The organism is Streptomyces sp. NPDC007983, from assembly GCF_042958345.1.
Classification (GTDB): domain Bacteria; phylum Actinomycetota; class Actinomycetes; order Streptomycetales; family Streptomycetaceae; genus Streptomyces.
This window is the reverse complement of record NZ_JBIBJI010000012.1, coordinates 144,467-162,914: the sequence shown is the minus strand read 5'-3', so window position 1 is coordinate 162,914 and position 18,448 is coordinate 144,467. Positions and strand designations below refer to the sequence as shown.

Here is an 18,448-nt window from a genome sequence, read left to right as displayed (position 1 = left end):
GCTGTTCCGGGGACTCTAGCGCGCGAACCCGCGGTACGTCAGGGGTGGGTTATCCACAGGCTGACACGGTCCGCTTTCCGGCCAGTAATCTCGATGTTCATGGAGCGACGTACATGGAGCTAAGGCACCTGGGCCGCACCGGCCTGCGCGTATCCCGGCTCGGGCTCGGCACGCTCACCTGGGGGCGGGACACCGGCGAACATGAGGCGGCGGACCAGCTCAAGGCGTTCTGGGAGGCGGGCGGGACGCTGGTCGACACCGCCGATGTGTACGCGGGCGGAGAGGCGGAGTATCTGCTCGGGCGGCTGCTGGAGGGGCTGGTGCCGCGGCGCGATCTGCAGATCGCCACCAAGGCGGGCAGCGTCCCCCACCCGGACCGCCGCTTCGACGGCTCCCGCGGCCATCTCCTGGCGGCCCTGGACGCCTCGCTGGAGCGGCTGGGCACGGACCACGTCGACCTGTGGCAGGTGCACGCCTTCGACCCCGTCACCCCGCTCGAGGAGACCCTGCAGGCACTCGACATAGCGGTCAGCAGCGGGCGGGCGCGGTATGTCGGCGTGTCCAACTTCTGCGGCTGGCAGCTCGCCAAGGCCGCCACCTGGCAGCTGGCCTCCTCCGGTGCCCACACCCGGCTCGCCAGCACCCAGATGGAGTATTCGCTGCTCCAGCGCGGCGTCGAGCGCGAAGTGCTCCCCGCCGCCCTGGACCTCGGCATCGGCCTGCTGCCCTCCTCGCCCCTGGGGCGTGGCGTACTGACCGGAAAGTACCGCCACATGACGCCCTCCGACTCCCGTGGCGCCTCCGAGCTCGCCGCCTTCGTCGCCCCGTACCTCGACGAGGAGGCGAGCCGGATCGTCGACGCCGTGGCCATCGCCGCCGACGGCCTGGCCACCAGCGCCCTGCATGTCGCGCTCGCCTGGGTGCGCGACCGCCCGGGCGTGACCGCGCCCATCGTGGGCGCGCGCAACGCCCAGCAGTTGCGCACGGCGCTGTCGGTGGAGGCCCTTAGTCTTCCGGACGAGATCTGCCAGGCGCTCGACGATGTGTCGGCGCCCGTGCACCGCTATCCCGATCAGGACTGGAGCACGCTGTGACGACCGACCACCTCGCCGGCGACCCCCCGCCCGAGGAGGCCACCGAGGCGAGCGCGGACCGCGCCGCGCCCGCCGATGCCCAAGCGGCGCCGTCGGCGCCGGGGAGCCCCGCCGACGGGCCCGACGCCGCGTCAGCAGCCGCCCGGCCGGGCGGCGAGCCGGATGAGGCCGCCCCCGCGGACGCGGACAGCGCCACGGCAGGATCGCTCCAGCCCGAGGCCGGGGGCGGCGCCCCCGGGGACGCAGACGCGGACGCCGAGTCCGGGGCCGATGCCGAGCCGGCGGGGACCGGCACCGCCGCACCGGGGGGCCCGGCTCCTGCGGATGTCCCCGGGCAGACACCCGGCGGGGCCGGTTCGCCGAACGCACCGGCATCAAACGCACCGGCATCAGCGGCCGCGCCGGAAGGCCCCGAGCAGCCCGGCCCCACCGGGGACGCCGCCGGGGCCGGTACAGCGGACGCGGAGGGCACTACGGCAGAGCCCGGCCGGTCCGGCGACGAGAGCACCGCACCGGGGGGCCCGGACGCGGGCGACGGGCGTGCGGCGGGGTCCGGCGGCTCGGAGGACGCGGACGCCCCCGGGCAGACGTCCGCCGGAGCCGCTCCGGCGGGCGGGGCGGGGTCCGGCGGGCGGTCGGCTGCCGCCGAGGCGCTGGCCGCCGCCGTGCGGGCCGTGGAGAGCGGGGAGCGGTCGGCGGCGTCGTTCTTCAACGAGCCCCGTCCGGCCGCGCCCGCCCGGCCACGCGCGGCCGCCGCTCCCGCGCGCGAACCGGCCCGTACCCCCGGCCCGGCTCCCGTCCCGCCGCCGGTGCGGCCTGCGGCGGCGGGAGTCGACGGAGTCCGGGAGGTGCTGGCGGCGGGCGGGGCGCCCGAGGCGCTCGCCGTCCCGGTCGCCGAGACCCTGGGCGAGCGCGCCGCCGAGGCGTTGCGCGAGGACCCCTGGCAGCTGCTCGCCGTGCCCGGGGTGCGCCCCGAGCAGGCCGATGGGTTCGCCCGTGCCCTGCTGGGGCCGGACTGCGGGCCGGGCGACGAGCGCCGCTCGCAGGCGCTCACCGGGTGGTTGCTGGAGCGCGCCGCCCTCGAAGGGCACACCGCGCTGGAGTCGTCCGCCCTGCGGGCCGCGCTCGCCAAGGTGTCCGTACCGGACCCGGACGAGGCGCTGCGGACGGCCATCGCGGGCGGCGGGGTGCTGGTCTTCCAGGACGCCCTGGAGGCGCCTGCGGGCGCCCGGCCCGCCACACCCGCCGCGCCCGACGACGAGGAGGCCGAGCAGCCGGTCCGGGTGCTGCTGGGGCTCGACCGGTACGCGCTGGCCGAGGAGAGCCTGGCGGACGGGTTCGCGCGGCTGATCAGCACCTTCGTCGACGCGCACGAGTCCGCGCCGGGCTGGGAGGCGGCCGCCACCGCCGCGCCGTCCCCGTCCGCGGCGGAGCTGATCCGTACCGCCGCGGCACACGGCCTGGTCACGCACAGCGGCGGCGAGGCCGCCCGGGCCGAACCGGCGGCGCTGGTCGCCGCCGCGCAGTCGATGGGGCTGCGGGTCTGCGCCGCCGCGCACAGCGAGGACGGCAGGCGGCGGCTGGCCACGGAGGTCGGCGCCGACGCGGCCGTCACCGTCGCCGGGCTGCTCTCCGGCAGCGAGGGCCCGGGGCGCGACGAGGAGGGTGCGCTGGCGGTCGACCTGATCGCCGTGCTGGACGCCCCCCAGCTGGACGTGGAGACGGCGGCGATGCTCGTCGAATCCCTGCCGGACGGCGCCCGGCTGGTGCTGAGCGGGGATCCGGGCGTGCTGTGGTCGGCCGGGCCCGGCCGGGTCTTCGCGGACCTGGTGGCGGCCCGCCGCTGCCCGCAGGTCGTCTCCCGGACGCCCGACCCGGGGCCGATCGGCGAGCTGGTCTCGGGCATCGGCATCGGTGAGCTGAACCAGGTGGAGGCACCGGGCAAGGAGGTCGTGATCGTCCCCGTGCGCGACGCGGGCGAGGCGGTGCACCGCACCGTGCAGCTGGTCGCGGCCTCGGTGCCGCGAGCGATCGGCGTGCCGTCGGAGCAGACGCAGGTGATCACTCCGGGCCATGGTGGCGCGGCCGGGACGCGGGCCCTCAACGCCGCCCTGAAGGAGCGGCTGAACCCCGGCCCCGGCCGGTTCGCCGGATTCGACCCTGGCGACCGCGTCGCCTACACCCCGGCGCCGGGCCGTGCCCTCCCGGGCACCGTGGTGTCGGCGGACGCCGAGGGGCTGCGGCTGGACTGCGCGGGTGCGCCGGTGGTGGTGCCCCGTGAGCAGGTCGGCGACCTGGTGCGGCACGGCTGGGCCCTCACCGCGCACCAGGCGGCCGGAATGCGCTGGTCCGCGGCGGTCGTGGTGCTGCCGGGGGACGCGGCGGCCGGGCTGACCCGGGCCTGGGTCTACACGGCCTTCAGCCGGGGTGAGCGGCATCTGTCCGTGGTGCACGGCGCCGAGGCGGCGCTGCCACGGGCGGTCGCGGAGATCCCGTTCAAGGACCGCACCACGCGCCTGCGGTCCCTGCTCCAGACCCAGACGCCGCCCCCGGGATGACGGGCGATACGGGCCCTCGGGCCGCGGGGCGCGCGGCCGGAGGGCCCGGGGTGCGGCGTGGTGCGGCCGGGTTCAGCTCCCCGGGCCCAGCACCTCGAGATCGTCCTCGTCCTCCTCGTCCAGCTCCTCGTCGAAGACCGAGCTGACGTCGAAACGGCACACGATCTGCTCCGGGTCGGCCTGGTCGAACGGGGCGGACAGCCATTCGCCCGGTTCGGCCGTCTCCTCGACGGCCGAGACCCAGAGGGTCGAGTCGCCCTCCTCCAGGCCGAACTCCTTGTGCCGGGAGGCGATCTCGTCCGGCTCGAACTCGCCGAAGACGACCCCGAGGGCGGCGTGGACGCTTTCACCGGCGCCGGCCGTCCCACCGCCCAGGCGGCCGCCCCCGGTGTCGAGGTCCGGATCGAGGTCGACGATGCGCTGGGCCTGCGACAGCAGCCGCTGCGGTTCGACGACCGCGTAGTCCCGGCGGATCAGCACGCTGAGCGCGCTGGGTTCGTCCGGTCCCGCGTAGGCGGGCAGGGTGTCGTCGCCCGGGATCTCGAAGGGCGTGACTTCGTCGTAGGTGTCGTAGAGCAGCTCGTCGTAGACCTCGGCTGCCGCCGCCAATTCGTTGAATGCGGCGTAGACGGCCGGGTCGCCTTCCCCCGACCGGCGTTCGACGGCGTCGAGGTGACGGTCCAGTGCGACTTTCACCGCTTCGGCGGCGGCGCGTACCTCGGCAGCGGATGGCTGCGCAGCATCAGACATAGTGCAGACGCTATCCGTACCAGGGCAGTTCCCGCACAATAGATGCGATGCCGGAATACGAATTCTGCGACGTGTATGTGCCACGCGGGGTGTCCCGCAACGCCACTACCCGCCTGCTCACCGACCATGCCGAATACGGACACTGGGAGTTGGATCGACTGAGACTCAACCCCGACGGCAGCCGAAGAGTGCGGCTGCGGCGCCGCATCATCCGCCAGCTCCGCGCCACCTGGTGACGCACAGCGGGCCCCGCACGATGCGGGGCCCGCTGCGATCGGACCGGATCAGACCAGGTCAGACAGGGTAGGCGAGATCAGCGCCGGGCGACGCGCGCCCGGCGGTAGATCACCGTGCCCGCGAGCAGCATGCCCGCGGCGGCCGGAATGGCCAGTTCCATCGGTCCGGCACCGGTGTGGGCGAGCTGCTCGCTGCCCGTGAGGTGGGAACCGCCGAGGTTCGCGGCCTGGTCGGCGCCGTGCGCTCCGTTCTGGCCGTTCCCGTTCCCGTTCCCGTTGCCGTTGCCGTGGCCGTTGCCGTTGCCGTTGCCACCGTTGTTGCCGTGGTTGCCTGGGGTGTCATCGCCCGGCTGGCCCGGGTGGTTCGGCTGGCCGGGGGTACCGGGCTGACCCGGGTTACCGGGGTTGCCCGGGGTTCCGGGGTTACCAGGATTCCCGGGGTTACCAGGGTTTCCCGGGTTGCCGGGGTTACCAGGATTCCCCGGGTTGCCGGGGATCCCGGGGTTGCCCGGGTTGTTCGGTACGGCGTCGACCACGCCGTCGCAGTCGCCCCCGCTGCTGTTCCCGGCCGCGATCACACCGATGTTGTTCCCGCACACATGGACCGGAACGTGCACCGGAGCCTGGATGTTGTTGCCGGAGCCGACCCCCGGCGAGGTCTGGGTGGCGCCCTGGGCGGAGGAGCCCCCCGCCTGGGAGCCACTGGCCGAACTGCCGGATCCGCCGGAGCCGCTGCCCGAGCCCCCGGAGCCCGCCTGCGCACCGCCGCCGCACCGGGCCTCGTTCATGAACCCGAGGACGTTCACGGTGTTCCCGCACAGGCTCACCGGCACATGCACCGGAGCCTGGATGTTGTTGCCCGACACGACCCCGGGCGAGTACCCGGCGCCGCCGTTCGCCCCCGAATCCGCATGGGCGTAGCCCCCGGTCACGGCCAGCACGCCGCTCGCCGCCGCTACGGTGATCAGGCCCTTTTTCGCAACCTGTCGCATAACTCTTCGCTCCCCTGCCGGTGGCCCGGCCGGAACGCGTGCGGGCGGTGTCGCCCGCACCCCCATGCCCGGGCGGCCCCGGAGTGCGTGGCGCACACTCCGGGCCCGCCGGGATCACGTTCCGGTGGACCGTGACTCAACGTCACGTGATCGATGCGGTAGTCGCCGAAGGCCGGGGTTCTTCATCCCGCCCCCTCTTCGGCATCGCGGCCCGGTCACGAGCCGCACACCCCATGTAACGAGGAGGGAGCAATCAAGCTATCAAGCTACGACAGCATTCACCCTTTGTGATGCATTCGGTATGTGTGATCGATTAGGCCATCCGGGAAGGGCTCAGCACCCGTCCAGGAACCGGTCGAGGACCCGCACGCCGAACTTCAGCCCGTCCACCGGCACCCGCTCGTCCACCCCGTGGAACATCCCGGCGAAGTCCAGCTCCGGGGGCAGCCGCAGCGGCGCGAAGCCGAAGCAGCGGATGCCGAGGTCGTCGAAGGACTTGGCGTCCGTACCGCCGGAGAGGCAGTACGGCACCGCGCGCGCGATCGGGTCCTCGGCCTTGAGCGCCGTCTGCATGGCCTCGACCAGCGCCCCGTCGAAGCTCGTCTCCAGTGCCTTGTCCGCGTGCACGTCCTCGCGCTTGACCCGCGGGCCGAGGATGCGGTCGAGGTCGGCCAGGAACTCGTCCTCCAGACCCGGCAGGAAACGGCCGTCCACATGGGCCGTCGCCTGCCCGGGGATCACGTTGACCTTGTAACCGGCGCCGAGCATGGTCGGCGCGGCGGTGTTCTGCAGCGTCGCCCCGATGAGCTTCGCGATCCCGCCGAGCTTGGCCAGCGTCTCGTCCATGTTCTCCGGGTCGAGCGGGGTACCGAGCGCGTCGGACAGCTCGTCCAGGAAGGACCGTACGGTCTTGGTCACCCGGATCGGGAACTTGTGCCGGCCGAGCCGCCCGACCGCCTCCGACAGCTCGGTGATGGCGTTGTCGTTGTTGGTCATCGAGCCGTGGCCCGCGGTGCCGTCCACCGTGAGCCGCATCCAGTGCATGCCCTTCTGGGCGGTCTCGATCAGGTACAGCCGCAGGTCCTCATTGACGGTGAAGGAGAAGCCGCCGACCTCGCCGATCGCCTCCGTCACGCCCTCGAACAGCTCCGGGTGCTGGTTCACCAGGTGCCGCGCGCCGAACACGCCACCGGCCTCCTCGTCGGCGAGGAAGGCGAGCACGATGTCGCGCGGGGGCTTGCGGCCGGTGCGCAGCCGCTCCCGTACGACCGCGAGCGTCATGGCGTCCATGTCCTTCATGTCCACCGCGCCCCGGCCCCAGACGCAGTCGTCGACGATCTCGCCGGAGAAGGGGTGGTGGGTCCAGTCCTCGGCGTTGGCCGGGACGACATCGGTGTGGCCGTGGATGAGCAGCGCGGGCCGGGACGGGTCCTCGCCCTCGATGCGCGCCACGGTCGAGGCCCGGCCCTTGCGCGACTCGAAGATCTGCGGTTCGAGCCCCACCTCGGCGAGCTTCTCGGCGACGTACTCGGCGGCGGCCCGCTCGCCGGGGCCGGAGTGGTCGGGGCCGTAGTTACTGGTGTCGATCCGGATCAGATCACGGCACAGATCGACGACCTCGTCCTCGCCTTTGACCGTTCCGGCTTTCGTCCCGCCCGCTTGCGACTCACTCACGCTGCCTCCTCATCGTTCCCTGCCCCCGGGCCGGGTCCACCCGGACCGGCCCGCCGCGGGGCTATCCCGCCATCCTCCCCCTCCCGACGCCGCAGCCCAAGGCCGCAATGCTGCCGTCATGCTCCCGTCACACAGCGACGGACCGCCGGCCGCCGCCCTCCGCGCAACCGTCCGCGTGATCGAGCACGCTCTGATGTTTGCTATGGTTTTCCACGTCGGAACGGCCGCGGGTCGGACGGCAGACACCTGGTCCGGGTGGCGGAATGGCAGACGCGCTAGCTTGAGGTGCTAGTGCCCTTTATCGGGCGTGGGGGTTCAAGTCCCCCCTCGGACACGTACCCCTTCCCCACGGTTGCTTGTCGACCGTGGGGATTGTCGTTTTCGGGTCGCGCGTGAGTGCGCATGTCAGTCGGCCCGATCGGGTGACTCGACGCTGGTGGTGGGCGCGGGTGTCCCGGCCCTTGGGGAGCAGGCGGATAGGTTGAGCGCGATCCGGTCGCGGCAGGCGGTGCCGACCAGGCCGAATCTCCGGCCCCGCGGTCCAGTCGCAGCAGGGAGTGCCACCACCGGCATGGACGTTCTCTTCATCACGAGCGTGGCGGCGGTCGTCGCCGACCCGCCGCTGAGCCGCAAGCTGTTCATCGAAGCTCTTGGCCTCCCCCTGGAGGGGGAAGGCAACGGCTACTACTCCAGCGGGAACGTCCCCGGCAGCAAGCACTTCGGCCTGTGGCCCCTCTCGCAGGCAGCCGAGGCGTGCTTCGGCACGGCCCAGTGGCCCGCCGACCGGGTCGTCCCACAGGCATCGATCGAGTTCGAGGTGGCGAACGCGGAAGCCGTCACCGCCGCCGGTGCCGAGCTTCAGCGCGCGGGTTTCGACCTGGTGCACCAGGCCCGCACCGAGCCGTGGGGCCAGACGGTGGCCAGGCTTCTCACCGCGGACGGCTTGATCGTCGGTATTTCCTACGCCCCCTCCTTGCACGACGTGCAGGGCGACCAGCACTCCGGCTGAGCCCGGCCCGAGACCGGTGAAGGCAAAGCAGCATGATCTAGTGGCTGGTCACGCAGCCGCGGCGGCGCCTCGCGCGAACTGACACTGCGACGAGAGGGCGTACGCCGGGGTCCACTCGTCCGACTTCGTCCTGTCGCCCTGCAGCACGATGCGGCATCCTCGTGCCCATGCGAACGGGGGACCTACGTGGCGACGGCGGCAACAGCAGGCGCGGACACTACAGAGCATGGGCCCTGGTTACGGGAGCTGTCGCGGCCGTCGGGCTGATCTTCGCGAGGCCGGCTCACTGGCGCGGCGGAGCGAGCGCGGAACACCTGCTGGGGGTCGCCGGCACCGCCGTGGGCCTCGTCGTCGGTGTGGCGTCGCTTTACATTTCGTGGCTCGGCTACCGGGCCGACCGGCGCGAACACGCTGACAGCCTCGATCTGACGGCCATGACCGACGAACTGGCGCTGGCGGTGCGCACCCAGTGGCAGGCCGAGGCGAGGGTCCGGCGCCTCGACGAACCGTATGCACTGCCTGTCCCCTGGCAACCTGCCCGCGCCGACGTGGTGGAACCGTGGGCCATTCTCGTGCGTACTTCCACCAGAACACCCGCCGGCCAAGCCGCACGGCCGCCCGCCTGGTCCGGCGGCCCCGAGTGCCTGGCCGGCAGCGACGACGAGATCGTCGAGGTATTCACCGTCCGCGTACCGGGCAGACGCCTGCTGATCCTCGGTGAGCCGGGCGCGGGCAAGACGATGATGCTCGTACGCCTCCTGCTGGGCCTGCTCCAGTCGCGCGAGCCGGGCTCACCGGTCCCGGTCATCTTCCCCTTGGCTTCCTGGGACCCCGACCGCCGGGAACTCGACGCATGGCTGGCCGAACGCCTCGCCACCGACTACCCGGGCCTTGCCGCACCAGCTCCCGCTCCGGCCGCAGGCGGCGGACCCGGCCACGTCACGTCGCGTGCCCGCGCGCTGCTGGACCAGCGTCTGATCATTCCCCTGCTCGACGGATTGGACGAACTGCCCGCACACACCCGCGCCGTGGCCCTGGACGCCATCAACCGCACCCTGCCTCCGGGAACCCCGCTCGTCCTGACCAGCCGCACCGCCGAGTACCGGGCCGCCGTCGATCCGCCCGCCAACGCAGGCGTTCCCGTACGGCTCGCCAGGGCAGCCGGCATCGAACTCGAATCCGTGAACTCCGAAGAGGCCGCCGCCTATCTGCGCCGCGACGCCGGCGGTGAGGACACCCCTTCCGCGGGGCGCTGGCGGCCCGTACTCAGCCGCCTGCCCACCGGCACCCCCGTCAGCCAGGCCCTGCGCACCCCCCTGACGCTGTTCCTGGCCCGAACGATCTACAACCCGCGCCCCGGCGAACGCCCCATGGCGTTACCCGACCCGGCCGAACTGTGCGACACCACCCGCTTCCCCACCGCCGCGGCCATCCGCGCCCAGCTCTTCGACGGATTCATCCCCGCCGTCTACCGCCCCCTTCCCGGCCACCAGGCGCGGTGGACAAGCCGCCAGGCCCAGCAGACACTGGCCTTCCTGGCCAGACACTTGGAAGACGACCTGCACGGCGAAGCCGACCTCGCCTGGTGGCAGCTGCGGCTGGCGGTGCCCGAGACCACACGGCGGCTGCTGCCGGGCGCGGCCCTGGGTGCGGCGATGTTCCTGCTGACGCTCCTGAGCTTTGGCCTTACCGTTCTGGGTCTTTTCGCAGAGGACGGCCTCGGGGACCTGCTGGCGCTGTTCTGCGCCGCGCCCATGCTCCTGCTTCTTTACGGGGGCTGGGACGGTGGCCTGCCGGGGTCCCTGATCTGGGTGTTGGCCGTGTGCGCCGCCTACCTGCCCGCGGGATGGCTCCTCAGCCACGTGTTCCGGCGGCGAGAACGAAACACCCCGGCAGTGCGGGACCGCTGGTCCTGGAACCGCCGCTCCGTCTTGCTGGGGCTCGGGACCGCGATCCTCGTCGGCACGGTACTCGACTTTCTCCTCGACTCGGTGGCCGGCGTCGGCTGGGGTGCCGTGGCCGGGCTTGCGTGCTGGCTGGTCACAGCATGGAGCGTGACCCCAGCCGACCTCGCCTCGGTGACGAGTCCACAGGAACTGCTCCGGCTGGACCGCAGGGCTTTCTGGAGTTTCGTGCGCACCGGCGCCCTCCTCGGTCTTCTGGCAGGGTTCCTCCTGGGCATCCTGCTGGGGTATCTGAACGGTGACCTGCAAGACGTCGACCCCCTTGACGCACTGGGCGGCAGCGCTGTGTTCGGCTGCGGCATCGGCTTCTGGAGCGGGCTCGTCCTTGGTCTGGCCGCCGCCCTCCACCGCACCGCCTGGGGCGACTTCACTCTGAGCCGTCTCTACCTGGCTGCCCGGCACGGGGGCGCCTTGCCACGCCACTTCATGGCCTTCCTCGCCGACGCCCACCAAGTGCGCGGCGTCCTGCGGCAGGTCGGCCCCGTCTACCAGTTCCGCCACATCGACCTGCAACGCCGCCTCGCCCGGCACGCCGAAGCCCCGCCGCCACCGGCCGCGCCCCGGACGACACGTCCAGAAGACGCGGAGGGCCGCCCGCTGACGTAACTGCACGCCAGCAGTGCCCGCGGTCGGAAGGCCAGTGGCTGAATGAGCCGGGTGCTGAGCCAGCTTGCCCTCGTTGTCCGCCACCCAGCCCCGGACACACGTGGGCGCGTACGCGCTTCCCGCTTACTGACGGACGTTCCACAGCGGCGAGCCCTCTCCGAACCGCTGCTCGGGAATCGTCAGTGTGCTCGGGTTCTTACCTTCGGCGATGGGCCGGGCGGTTGCCGCCCGGAGAGAGGGTGAGCCCCACGATGTCCAGCACTGCGATGCGCCTGGCCCCCGCATCAGAAGGCACCTTCGGCGCTGCTGACGACCCGCGCCTCCCACCACGCGAAAGGGACAGACTTTCGTGTACGGACTTCCCGTCACCGATGATCAGCGAGGTACGGGGACCACGGCGTCCGGATGCACGAGAAGAACCCCCGTCTCCGGGCGTGCCACGCGACCTCTCGCGTACTCCCGGGCCTGGTCGCGCAGGTCGCGGCCGTCGTGTGCCCGGCCGCTGCTGCTTGCCGGACCAGTTCGGCACCCAAGAATCCGGGAACCACCAACGAGACGTGGCACCACAAAAGTTGAGCCAGAGCCTGAGGCTGCGTGTCACTGATCATCGCGGGATGCCTGGCGGGCGAGGAACTCCTCGAACGCCGCCTTCTGCTTCGGATCCATGAAGCCTTGGCGGACATTGCGGGCCTTCTCCTGGAGCCAGTGCGCCTCGTCGGGGTCCAGTAGCTCGGCGACCACCACGCCTTCGCGAGCAACCGCCGTGCGCCCGCCTACGCGACGACGAAAGAGCGTGAACGCGCCGAATTCCGCTGGGTGGGCCAGTTCCGGCTCCTCCGCCACAGCACGGTTCTCTTCCTCAGCGCCACTCGCCGGGTAGGCGGTGGGGGCCCAATGCTCCCAGAGCGCCAGCGTGGCCGCGGGCACCAGCACCGCGCGTTCCGCCTCTCCGCCCCCCTCCCACATGAACGTGACCGTGACGGGCTCGCCGACCGCCTCGGCCAACCCGAGCACCCTCTCCACCTCATCGTTGATCGGGTAACCCACCACTACATCGATCTGAATGCCCATGGCGAATGAGGCTACTGGCCGCTTCCGACTCTCCAGGGCCTGTACGTTCTTGTCGACGCCTCGCGGTATCTGCTTCGTCGTCAGCAGGGCGAACCACCGCTCGACCTGGTTGAGCCAGGAGGAGCTGGTGGAGGTGAAGTGGACGTGGAAACGGCGCTCGGGCATCCCCGGCATCGGCAGCACCGGCGCCGACCGGTCCAGCGCCTGGATCTGGGTCTTCTCATCCACGCTGAGCACCAAGGCGTGTTCGGGTGGGGCGAGATACAGGCCGACCACGTCGCGGACCTTCTCGATGAAGGTCCCCCAGGTGCGACTTGAGGCCGAAAGTCCGCCGGATCCGGGAGACGGCCGACTGCGACAGGCCCACCTCGGCGGCCATCGAGCGCGATGACCAGTGCGTGGCGTCCTTCGGGATGGCCTCCAGAGTTTTGACGATCACTCCTCGACCTGCTCGTCGGTGATCTTCCTGGGGGCACCGGGACGCGGCTCGTCGCTCAGCCCTTCCAGCCGGTCATGCACGAAGCGGGCCCGCCACCGGCTGACCGTGTGCGCTTCGATGCCGAGCCGGGCGGCGACGTCTTTGTTCGTCGCCCCGGTCGCGCTCTCCAGCACGATCCGGCACCGCAGGGCCAGGGCCTGCGAAGAGGTACGACGCCTGGCCCAGCGGGTCAACGTCTCGCGCTCATCGTCGGTCAGTACCAGCTCGTCCTTCGGCCGTCCCATCCTCGCCCCCGGCCATCATGCCGAACAATCACCAGCTCAGGCAGCGAATCAACGACTCAGGGCACTAGGCCAAAGGGGGTGGTTTCCTGTGCCCAGTGTGGTGAACCATCCCCGACACAGCTGTACTGGCCCCTACCGACTATGGGGTGCCCATCTCCTTGTCGGGGGCAGGACGGAGATCGTCTTCACGTTCCCTTCCGTTCCCTTGGGCACTCCGGCAGCGAGTGGCAGCCCCGCACCACACCGAATCGAAGGGGCTGCACCACGCCCGTTGCTTTCACTCCCCCCACGCCCGTGGCCTGTACCACGTTCACGGCCCAGGTCACCTCCACCCCTGCCGGGGTGGGCGCCGGAAACACCGCCACCTTCACCTACGACGGCCAGACCCAAACCGCGACCGTCGCCGCTGGCGGGACCACCCCTCCGGTCACCTTCACGGCCGCGGGATCCGGCTCCCAAACCGTCACCGTGGTGTACACCAGCGGCGCCGCGGTCACCGGCGCCGAGATCGTTCCGATCACCATCACTCCCGCACCCGACGGGACGATCTCGACCACCCTGACCGTCGTGGGCACGACCACGCAGGCCAGCACCACGCTCACCTGCGGCGGAGACGCGACGTCGCTCAACGGCACGATCCAGTACACCCTGCCCGGCGGGGGGACGGTATCGACGCCTGTGATCAACGGCGTCGTGACCCCGGTCAACCTCGGGGTGCTGCTGACGTCGGGTCAGTCGGTGACGGCCACCTTCGTAGCGGCTGCCGGAACCTGCCCCGCGTGCGTCTTCGTCCCGGTCACCACGAGCCTGTGCACGGTCCTGCTCCTGCCCACGGCCGGCATCGCCACCGCAGGTCAGCCCACCACCCTCTCCGCCCTCGTGCTGTGCAACGGCCTGCCCGTCAGCGGTGCCACGGTCACCTTCTCCAGCCCGAGTGGCACCCTCGGCACCGGCACGACCAACGCCTCCGGCCAGGCTTCGGCAACGGTCACCTTCCCCACCGCCGGAGCCACCACCGCCACCGCCACCGCCACCGCCACCGCCACCGCCACCCCCGCCGGCACCACCTGCAACTGCACCGGAACCACATCCCTCCCCCTCCCCATCGTCGTCCTGCCCGGGGCGACGACACCGCCGGGAGCGCTGCAGGCCCTCCCCGCCTGCTGGCGGATCAACCTGCTCAACCCGACCGTCTTCCCGACCACACTGACGGCCACGGTGACACCGGCGGCCGCGGGTATTTCCGGTGCAGTTCCTCGTGGGCGGTGTGCCCGTGGGGACGGCGACGACCGACGCGACGGGCACCGCCACCCTCCCGGTGAACCTCGCCCTCCTGCAGATCATCAACACCACCTACCAGGCGACTGCCGTCGTCGGCGGCACCACCGTCACCTCGACTGCCACCCTGCGGCCGTGCATCCCGCCGGTGTGACCGTGACCCTCGCACCCTGCCGGACGGCACCGTCCGCCAGTACGTCACCTACCAGGAAGCCGAAGCGGCGAACCAGCGCGCAGGCGGCATCGGCACGATCACCGTCGTCGTCCAATGACGCAGACCTGCGCCGCCGGACCGGACGGCGAGGCATGCGTCACTTCTCTCCCCGTGAGACCACTCCTTCGAGTGACCACCTTGGAGCGATTCAGGCGATACGGTCTTGTCGGACGATCCGGGCCCTTTACGGATGCGCGTCGGTCGCCAATCTCCTCGTCGTCACAGGGGCGCCACCGCTGCCCGACACCACGTCAAGGGGGCCTAGTTGCAGGCACCACAGAGCGTTCCGAACCGCAGCGTGCCCGATCGGCACGATACGGCCGACGCACACATGGAGGGAGAGGCGGCCAGGCTGGCGTTCCTTCAACGGACGATCAGTGACATCGGCACCACGTTGAACCTCGACCGCGCGGCTCATCTCCTGGCCGCCTCGGCTGTTCCGGGGTTCGCCGACTTCGCTTCGGTCCATCTCCACGATCACGTAACCGCATCGGAAGACGACTCCATCGCACGGAATCCGCAGGCCGCCTCGGTGATGCACCGCGTGGCCGCGGTCCACCATGACGATCCGGGGCGCGGGGAGGAACTTCAGGCGGGGCAGACGTTCGCCTACTCATCCGGCACAGCCATGGCCCGGTTTCTCGCACTCATCGAGCCTGTCCTCATCCCCCGGGTCGACCAGGACATCCTGCGGAAGCTGCCGGCGGAGCTCGACAGCCCATCCGCGCGGTCGGTGCTCACTGACTCTTCCGTCATGCTGGTGCCGCTGACCGTGCGGGACTCGGTTCTCGGCTTCCTGGTCTTCGGACGCAAACCGGAGCGCCCCGCGTTCGTCCCGGCGGACCTGGCCGCCTGCCAGGAGATGGCCCAGCGGGCGGCCCTGTCCCTGCACAACGCCCGCCTCTACCGCCACCAGGCCAGAACGTCAGCCGTGTTGCGGCGCAGTCTCCTGCCCATGCTGCCGTCCCACCTGCCGGGGGTGGAAATCGCCTACCGGTACCGCCCGTACAGCCCCACCACACAGGTGGGCGGCGACTGGCTGGACGCCATCCGGCTGCCCGGCCACCGGGTCGGCCTGGTCATCGGTGATGTGGCAGGCCATGGACTGCACGCGGCCGTGGCGATGGGCCAACTGCGCACCGCGGTCAAAGCCCTCGCCACCTTGGACCTTGCCCCCGCGCAGTTGCTGCTGCGCCTTGATCAATTCGCCCAAGGGCTCGACCACACGATCCTGGCCACCTGTCTGTACGGCATCTATGATCCCCTCGCCCGCCGGGCCACCTTTGCCAGTGCCGGGCACCTGCCACCCATCCTGGTCAGCCCGGACGGCAAGGACGAACTGCTCGAGGTGCCCGTCAGCGCGCCGATCGGTGTGGGAAGCATCGCCTTCGACACATTGGAGCTGTCCATCGACCCCGGCAGCCTTCTCCTCATGTGTACCGACGGTCTGGTGGAGACCCGCGAGAAGGACATCGAGGAGGGACTGTTCGCCGTGCGCCGCAGCCTCACGGCCCCCCACCTTTCGCTGGAGGAAGCATGCGACGCCCTCCTATGGCGACAGCGCCCCGACAGCCATCACGACGACGCCGCGGTGCTCATGGCCCGCCTCCACGGCATTCCCCAGGACAGGATCGCCACCTGGCTTCTCCCGCCGCGGCCCGAGCAGGTGCGCGTCGCCCGCTGGTCGCAGGAGTGAGGACGCGCTGAATCGGGAGCGCCGGGAGGGCGCTCACGCGCTGCGCGCGGGGAGCGGCTCCTCGGTGGCCACGCGGGGCACCGGGCGGGCGAGGTGTGCGATCCGGGCGACGCGGGTGACGGCAGGTGCGGGGGGCGTCCGGGCCGCGGCCCGGGCGGTGGTCCACAGCCATCCGATGTCCCGGGCGAAGGACCAGATCAGCGAGGTCAGCGCCAGCAGGACGACCGCGAGGTCCGCGGGGGCCGGGAGGAGACCGGTGGCGGCCACGAGGAGGGCCACGCCCTGGAGCGCGGCCACCGTCTTGCGGGCCATGCTGTGCGGGAGGGGCGCGCTCAGCCAGGGCAGGAAGCGGGCGGCGGCGACGAAGGCGTAGCGCATGGCACCGATCAGCAGCACCCAGGGGCCCAGCGCGGTGGCGACGTAGACGCTGAGCACCAGGATGAGGATGGCGTCGACCTCCATGTCGAACCGCGCGCCCAGCGGCGAGGAGGTTCCGGTGCGGCGGGCCACCTGGCCGTCGACCGCGTCGAGGATCAGGGCCACCGCGGTGAGCGCGGTGAGGACCACGACCCGGGGCGGGTTGGTGAAGGAGTCGGCGACCAGCGCGGTCACGCCCCCGACGAGGGTGGCCCGGGCCAGGGTGACGCGGTTGGCGGGCCCGAAGGAGGACAGCCAGGAGCGGGAGACGGCGCGGGTGAGCACGGCCCAGGTGACGGCCGCGAAGGCGAGGCCCGTGAGCCAGCCCGCGGGTCCCAGGCCGAGCGAGGCGCCCAGAAGCGTCAGCAGGAGGATCTGCACGCCCGCGCCGGCGGCCGTCTCCTGCCGCAACAGCCTCGCGTTGTGTGTGTGGTTCAGGGCCACCGGGCACCCCTCCGGCTGTGTGACAGTGTCGAATGGTGCCGCGTACCGTGTGCGCGGCTTGATGATGTCCCGTACGTGGCGCATCCCCCGTTTGTTCAGCGTGATGTGCGGCCCGTTGCTCAGCGCAGAGATTCTGCTCGATTCCATGAGGAGGACGCCGATGGAGCGCGTCGCCCGTGCTTTCTGGCTCGACTCCCCCGGTCACGGCGGGATACGGGATGTGGTGCTGCCCGAGCCCGCGGAGGGCGAGGTGGTGGTGCGCTCGCTGTGCTCCGGTGTGAGCCGCGGCACGGAGGCGCTGGTGTTCCGGGGCGGGGTGCCGGAGAGCCAGTACGGCGCGATGCGGGCGCCGTTCCAGGAGGGCGACTTCCCCGGGCCGGTGAAGTACGGCTACCTGAATGTGGGGGTGGTCGAGGAGGGGCCACGGGAGCTGGTCGGCCGTACGGTCTTCTGTCTCTTCCCGCATCAGACGCGGTACGTGGTTCCGGCGAGCGCCGTGACGCCCGTGCCGGAGGGCGTGCCCGCCGAGCGGGCGGTGCTGGCCGGGACGGTGGAGACCGCGGTGAACGCCCTGTGGGACGCGGCGCCGCTGCTCGGGGACCGGATCGCGGTGGTGGGGGCGGGGATGGTCGGGGCGTCGGTCGCGGCGCTGCTGGCCCGCTATCCGGCCGTACGGGTCCAGCTGGTGGACGCCGACCCGGCGCGCGCTGAGATCGCCAAGGCGCTCGGTGTCGGTTTCGCGCTGCCGGAGGACGCCGAGGGCGACCGGGATCTCGTGGTGCACGCCAGCGCGAGCGAGGCCGGGCTGGCCCGCTCCCTGGAACTCCTCGCCCCGGAGGGCACGGTCATCGAGCTGAGCTGGTACGGCGACCGCCGGATCAGCGTGCCGCTCGGCGAGGCGTTCCACTCCCGGCGGCTGACCGTGCGCAGCAGTCAGGTGGGGACGGTGTCCCCGGCCCGGGGCGGCCGCCGCGGCTACGCGGACCGGCTGGCGCTCGCGCTGGAACTGCTCGCCGACCCGGCGCTGGACGCGCTGGTCACCGGGGAATGCGCGTTCGAGGAGCTGCCGGGGGTGATGGCCCGGATCGCCGCCGGTGAGCTGCCGGGGCTGTGCCACCGGGTGCGGTACGAGGGTGCGTTGCGGTGAGGTGTGCCGGAAGGGTACGCCAGGAGAGCGGACGGTGAGGGCGCGGTCGTCGCGGGGTGGAGCGCGGCGCGAAAACCCGTCCGAACAAGGCTGAGCTGGGGCTGAACACGGGGAAGGCATCGGCCGTACTAGAAGCCGAGATGTGCCAGCCGGACCGGGAGGGCCGTTGTTCAGCATCACCGTCCGCGATCACTTGATGGTCGCCCACAGCTTCAGCGGAGAGGTCTTCGGACCCGCGCAGCGTCTGCACGGAGCCACGTTCCTGGTGGACGCCACCTTCCGGCGTGCCGCGCTGGACGACGACAACATCGTCGTCGACATCGGACTGGCCACCCAGGAACTGGGCTCGGTGGTCGGCGACCTCAACTACCGCAACCTGGATGACGAGCCCGCCTTCAAGGGGATCAACACCTCCACCGAGTTCCTGGCCAAGGTCATCGCCGACCGGCTCGCGGAGCGGGTGCACGCCGGGGCGCTCGGCGAGGGCGCGCGCGGCCTGTCCGGGCTCCAGGTGACCCTGCACGAATCGCATGTCGCCTGGGCGAGTTACGAGCGTGAGCTGTGACCGCGCACGT

At 71.7% G+C, this 18,448-nt stretch carries 16 protein-coding genes, 1 tRNA gene and 2 pseudogenes; 10 read left to right on the top strand and 9 right to left on the bottom strand.

Annotation, left to right across the window (positions count from 1 at the left end; all coding sequences use genetic code 11):
- Positions 1-113 precede the first annotated feature (113 nt).
- The gene (locus tag ACFZCY_RS31035) at positions 114-1,094 is read left to right on the top strand and encodes an aldo/keto reductase (RefSeq protein WP_391180556.1); all 981 of its coding nucleotides are present in this window, start codon (positions 114-116) and stop codon (positions 1,092-1,094) included.
- Entirely contained in the window at positions 1,091-3,652 is a 2,562-nt protein-coding gene (locus ACFZCY_RS31030; protein WP_391180553.1) for a helix-hairpin-helix domain-containing protein, read from the top strand. The genes ACFZCY_RS31035 and ACFZCY_RS31030 overlap by 4 nt, the downstream gene beginning before the upstream one ends.
- Positions 3,653-3,724: 72 nt before the next feature.
- Here the strand turns inward: ACFZCY_RS31030 and ACFZCY_RS31025 are convergent, their stop codons facing one another.
- A complete protein-coding gene (locus ACFZCY_RS31025) occupies positions 3,725-4,402 on the bottom strand; it encodes a hypothetical protein (RefSeq protein WP_391180550.1) in 678 nt (225 codons plus the stop codon).
- Positions 4,403-4,449: 47 nt separating this feature from the next.
- On the opposite strand from ACFZCY_RS31025, the gene ACFZCY_RS31020 reads away from it, so the two are divergent.
- Complete coding sequence (locus ACFZCY_RS31020) at positions 4,450-4,638, top strand: DUF5703 family protein (RefSeq protein WP_079152252.1); 189 nt, start codon at positions 4,450-4,452, stop codon at positions 4,636-4,638.
- Between the two features lie 77 nt (positions 4,639-4,715).
- On the opposite strand, the gene ACFZCY_RS31015 is transcribed toward ACFZCY_RS31020, so the two are convergent.
- Together ACFZCY_RS31015 and ACFZCY_RS31010 are read right to left on the bottom strand one after the other, a co-directional pair.
- Positions 4,716-5,630 (bottom strand): chaplin family protein, encoded by a 915-nt coding sequence (locus ACFZCY_RS31015; RefSeq protein ID WP_391180547.1) that lies wholly within the window; start codon positions 5,628-5,630, stop codon positions 4,716-4,718.
- 333 nt (positions 5,631-5,963) lie between these two features.
- On the bottom strand, positions 5,964-7,304 hold the full coding sequence (locus tag ACFZCY_RS31010; RefSeq protein ID WP_391180545.1) for a M20/M25/M40 family metallo-hydrolase: 1,341 nt from the start codon (positions 7,302-7,304) through the stop codon (positions 5,964-5,966).
- 249 nt (positions 7,305-7,553) lie between these two features.
- Between ACFZCY_RS31010 and ACFZCY_RS31005 the strand changes: the two genes are divergently transcribed.
- The 3 genes from ACFZCY_RS31005 (at position 7,554) to ACFZCY_RS30995 (ending at position 10,883) form a co-directional block, all read left to right on the top strand.
- Positions 7,554-7,638 (top strand) — tRNA-Leu (locus tag ACFZCY_RS31005).
- 237 nt (positions 7,639-7,875) lie between these two features.
- Positions 7,876-8,313: a VOC family protein gene (locus ACFZCY_RS31000; protein ID WP_391180542.1), complete on the top strand. Its 438-nt coding sequence runs from the start codon at positions 7,876-7,878 to the stop codon at positions 8,311-8,313.
- 434 nt (positions 8,314-8,747) lie between these two features.
- Positions 8,748-10,883 carry an NACHT domain-containing protein gene (locus tag ACFZCY_RS30995; RefSeq protein WP_391180539.1) on the top strand — a complete coding sequence of 712 codons (2,136 nt, stop codon included), beginning with the start codon at positions 8,748-8,750 and terminating at the stop codon, positions 10,881-10,883.
- Positions 10,884-11,317: 434 nt separating this feature from the next.
- Here the strand turns inward: ACFZCY_RS30995 and ACFZCY_RS30990 are convergent.
- The 5 genes and pseudogenes from ACFZCY_RS30990 to ACFZCY_RS30970 all read right to left on the bottom strand — a co-directional run.
- Positions 11,318-11,447: pseudogene (locus ACFZCY_RS30990) on the bottom strand (dTDP-4-dehydrorhamnose reductase); the annotation flags it as partial.
- Between the two features lie 33 nt (positions 11,448-11,480).
- Positions 11,481-11,954, bottom strand: a complete 474-nt coding sequence (locus ACFZCY_RS30985) for a hypothetical protein (RefSeq protein ID WP_391180785.1) — start codon at positions 11,952-11,954, stop codon at positions 11,481-11,483.
- Between the two features lie 27 nt (positions 11,955-11,981).
- Positions 11,982-12,677 (bottom strand): annotated as a pseudogene (locus ACFZCY_RS30980) (helix-turn-helix domain-containing protein); the annotation flags it as partial.
- Positions 12,678-13,048: 371 nt separating this feature from the next.
- Positions 13,049-13,384: a hypothetical protein gene (locus ACFZCY_RS30975; RefSeq protein ID WP_391180537.1), complete on the bottom strand. Its 336-nt coding sequence runs from the start codon at positions 13,382-13,384 to the stop codon at positions 13,049-13,051.
- 147 nt (positions 13,385-13,531) lie between these two features.
- Positions 13,532-13,756, bottom strand: a complete 225-nt coding sequence (locus tag ACFZCY_RS30970; RefSeq protein ID WP_391180534.1) for a hypothetical protein — start codon at positions 13,754-13,756, stop codon at positions 13,532-13,534.
- Positions 13,757-13,923: 167 nt separating this feature from the next.
- On the opposite strand from ACFZCY_RS30970, the gene ACFZCY_RS30965 reads away from it, so the two are divergent.
- Positions 13,924-14,109: a hypothetical protein gene (locus tag ACFZCY_RS30965; protein WP_391180531.1), complete on the top strand. Its 186-nt coding sequence runs from the start codon at positions 13,924-13,926 to the stop codon at positions 14,107-14,109.
- Between the two features lie 358 nt (positions 14,110-14,467).
- Complete coding sequence (locus tag ACFZCY_RS30960) at positions 14,468-15,865, top strand: SpoIIE family protein phosphatase (RefSeq protein ID WP_391180528.1); 1,398 nt, start codon at positions 14,468-14,470, stop codon at positions 15,863-15,865.
- Between the two features lie 33 nt (positions 15,866-15,898).
- Here ACFZCY_RS30960 and ACFZCY_RS30955 read toward each other — a convergent pair whose 3' ends face one another.
- Positions 15,899-16,726, bottom strand: a complete 828-nt coding sequence (locus tag ACFZCY_RS30955; RefSeq protein WP_391180525.1) for a CDP-alcohol phosphatidyltransferase family protein — start codon at positions 16,724-16,726, stop codon at positions 15,899-15,901.
- Between the two features lie 160 nt (positions 16,727-16,886).
- Here ACFZCY_RS30955 and ACFZCY_RS30950 point away from each other — a divergent pair, with 160 nt between their 5' ends.
- Both ACFZCY_RS30950 and ACFZCY_RS30945 read left to right on the top strand, forming a co-directional pair.
- Entirely contained in the window at positions 16,887-17,873 is a 987-nt protein-coding gene (locus tag ACFZCY_RS30950) for a zinc-binding alcohol dehydrogenase (protein ID WP_391180522.1), read from the top strand.
- A gap of 166 nt (positions 17,874-18,039) precedes the next feature.
- Positions 18,040-18,438, top strand: coding sequence for a 6-carboxytetrahydropterin synthase (locus ACFZCY_RS30945; protein ID WP_391180519.1), 399 nt, complete (start codon positions 18,040-18,042; stop codon positions 18,436-18,438).
- The last annotated feature ends 10 nt before the right edge of the window (positions 18,439-18,448 follow it).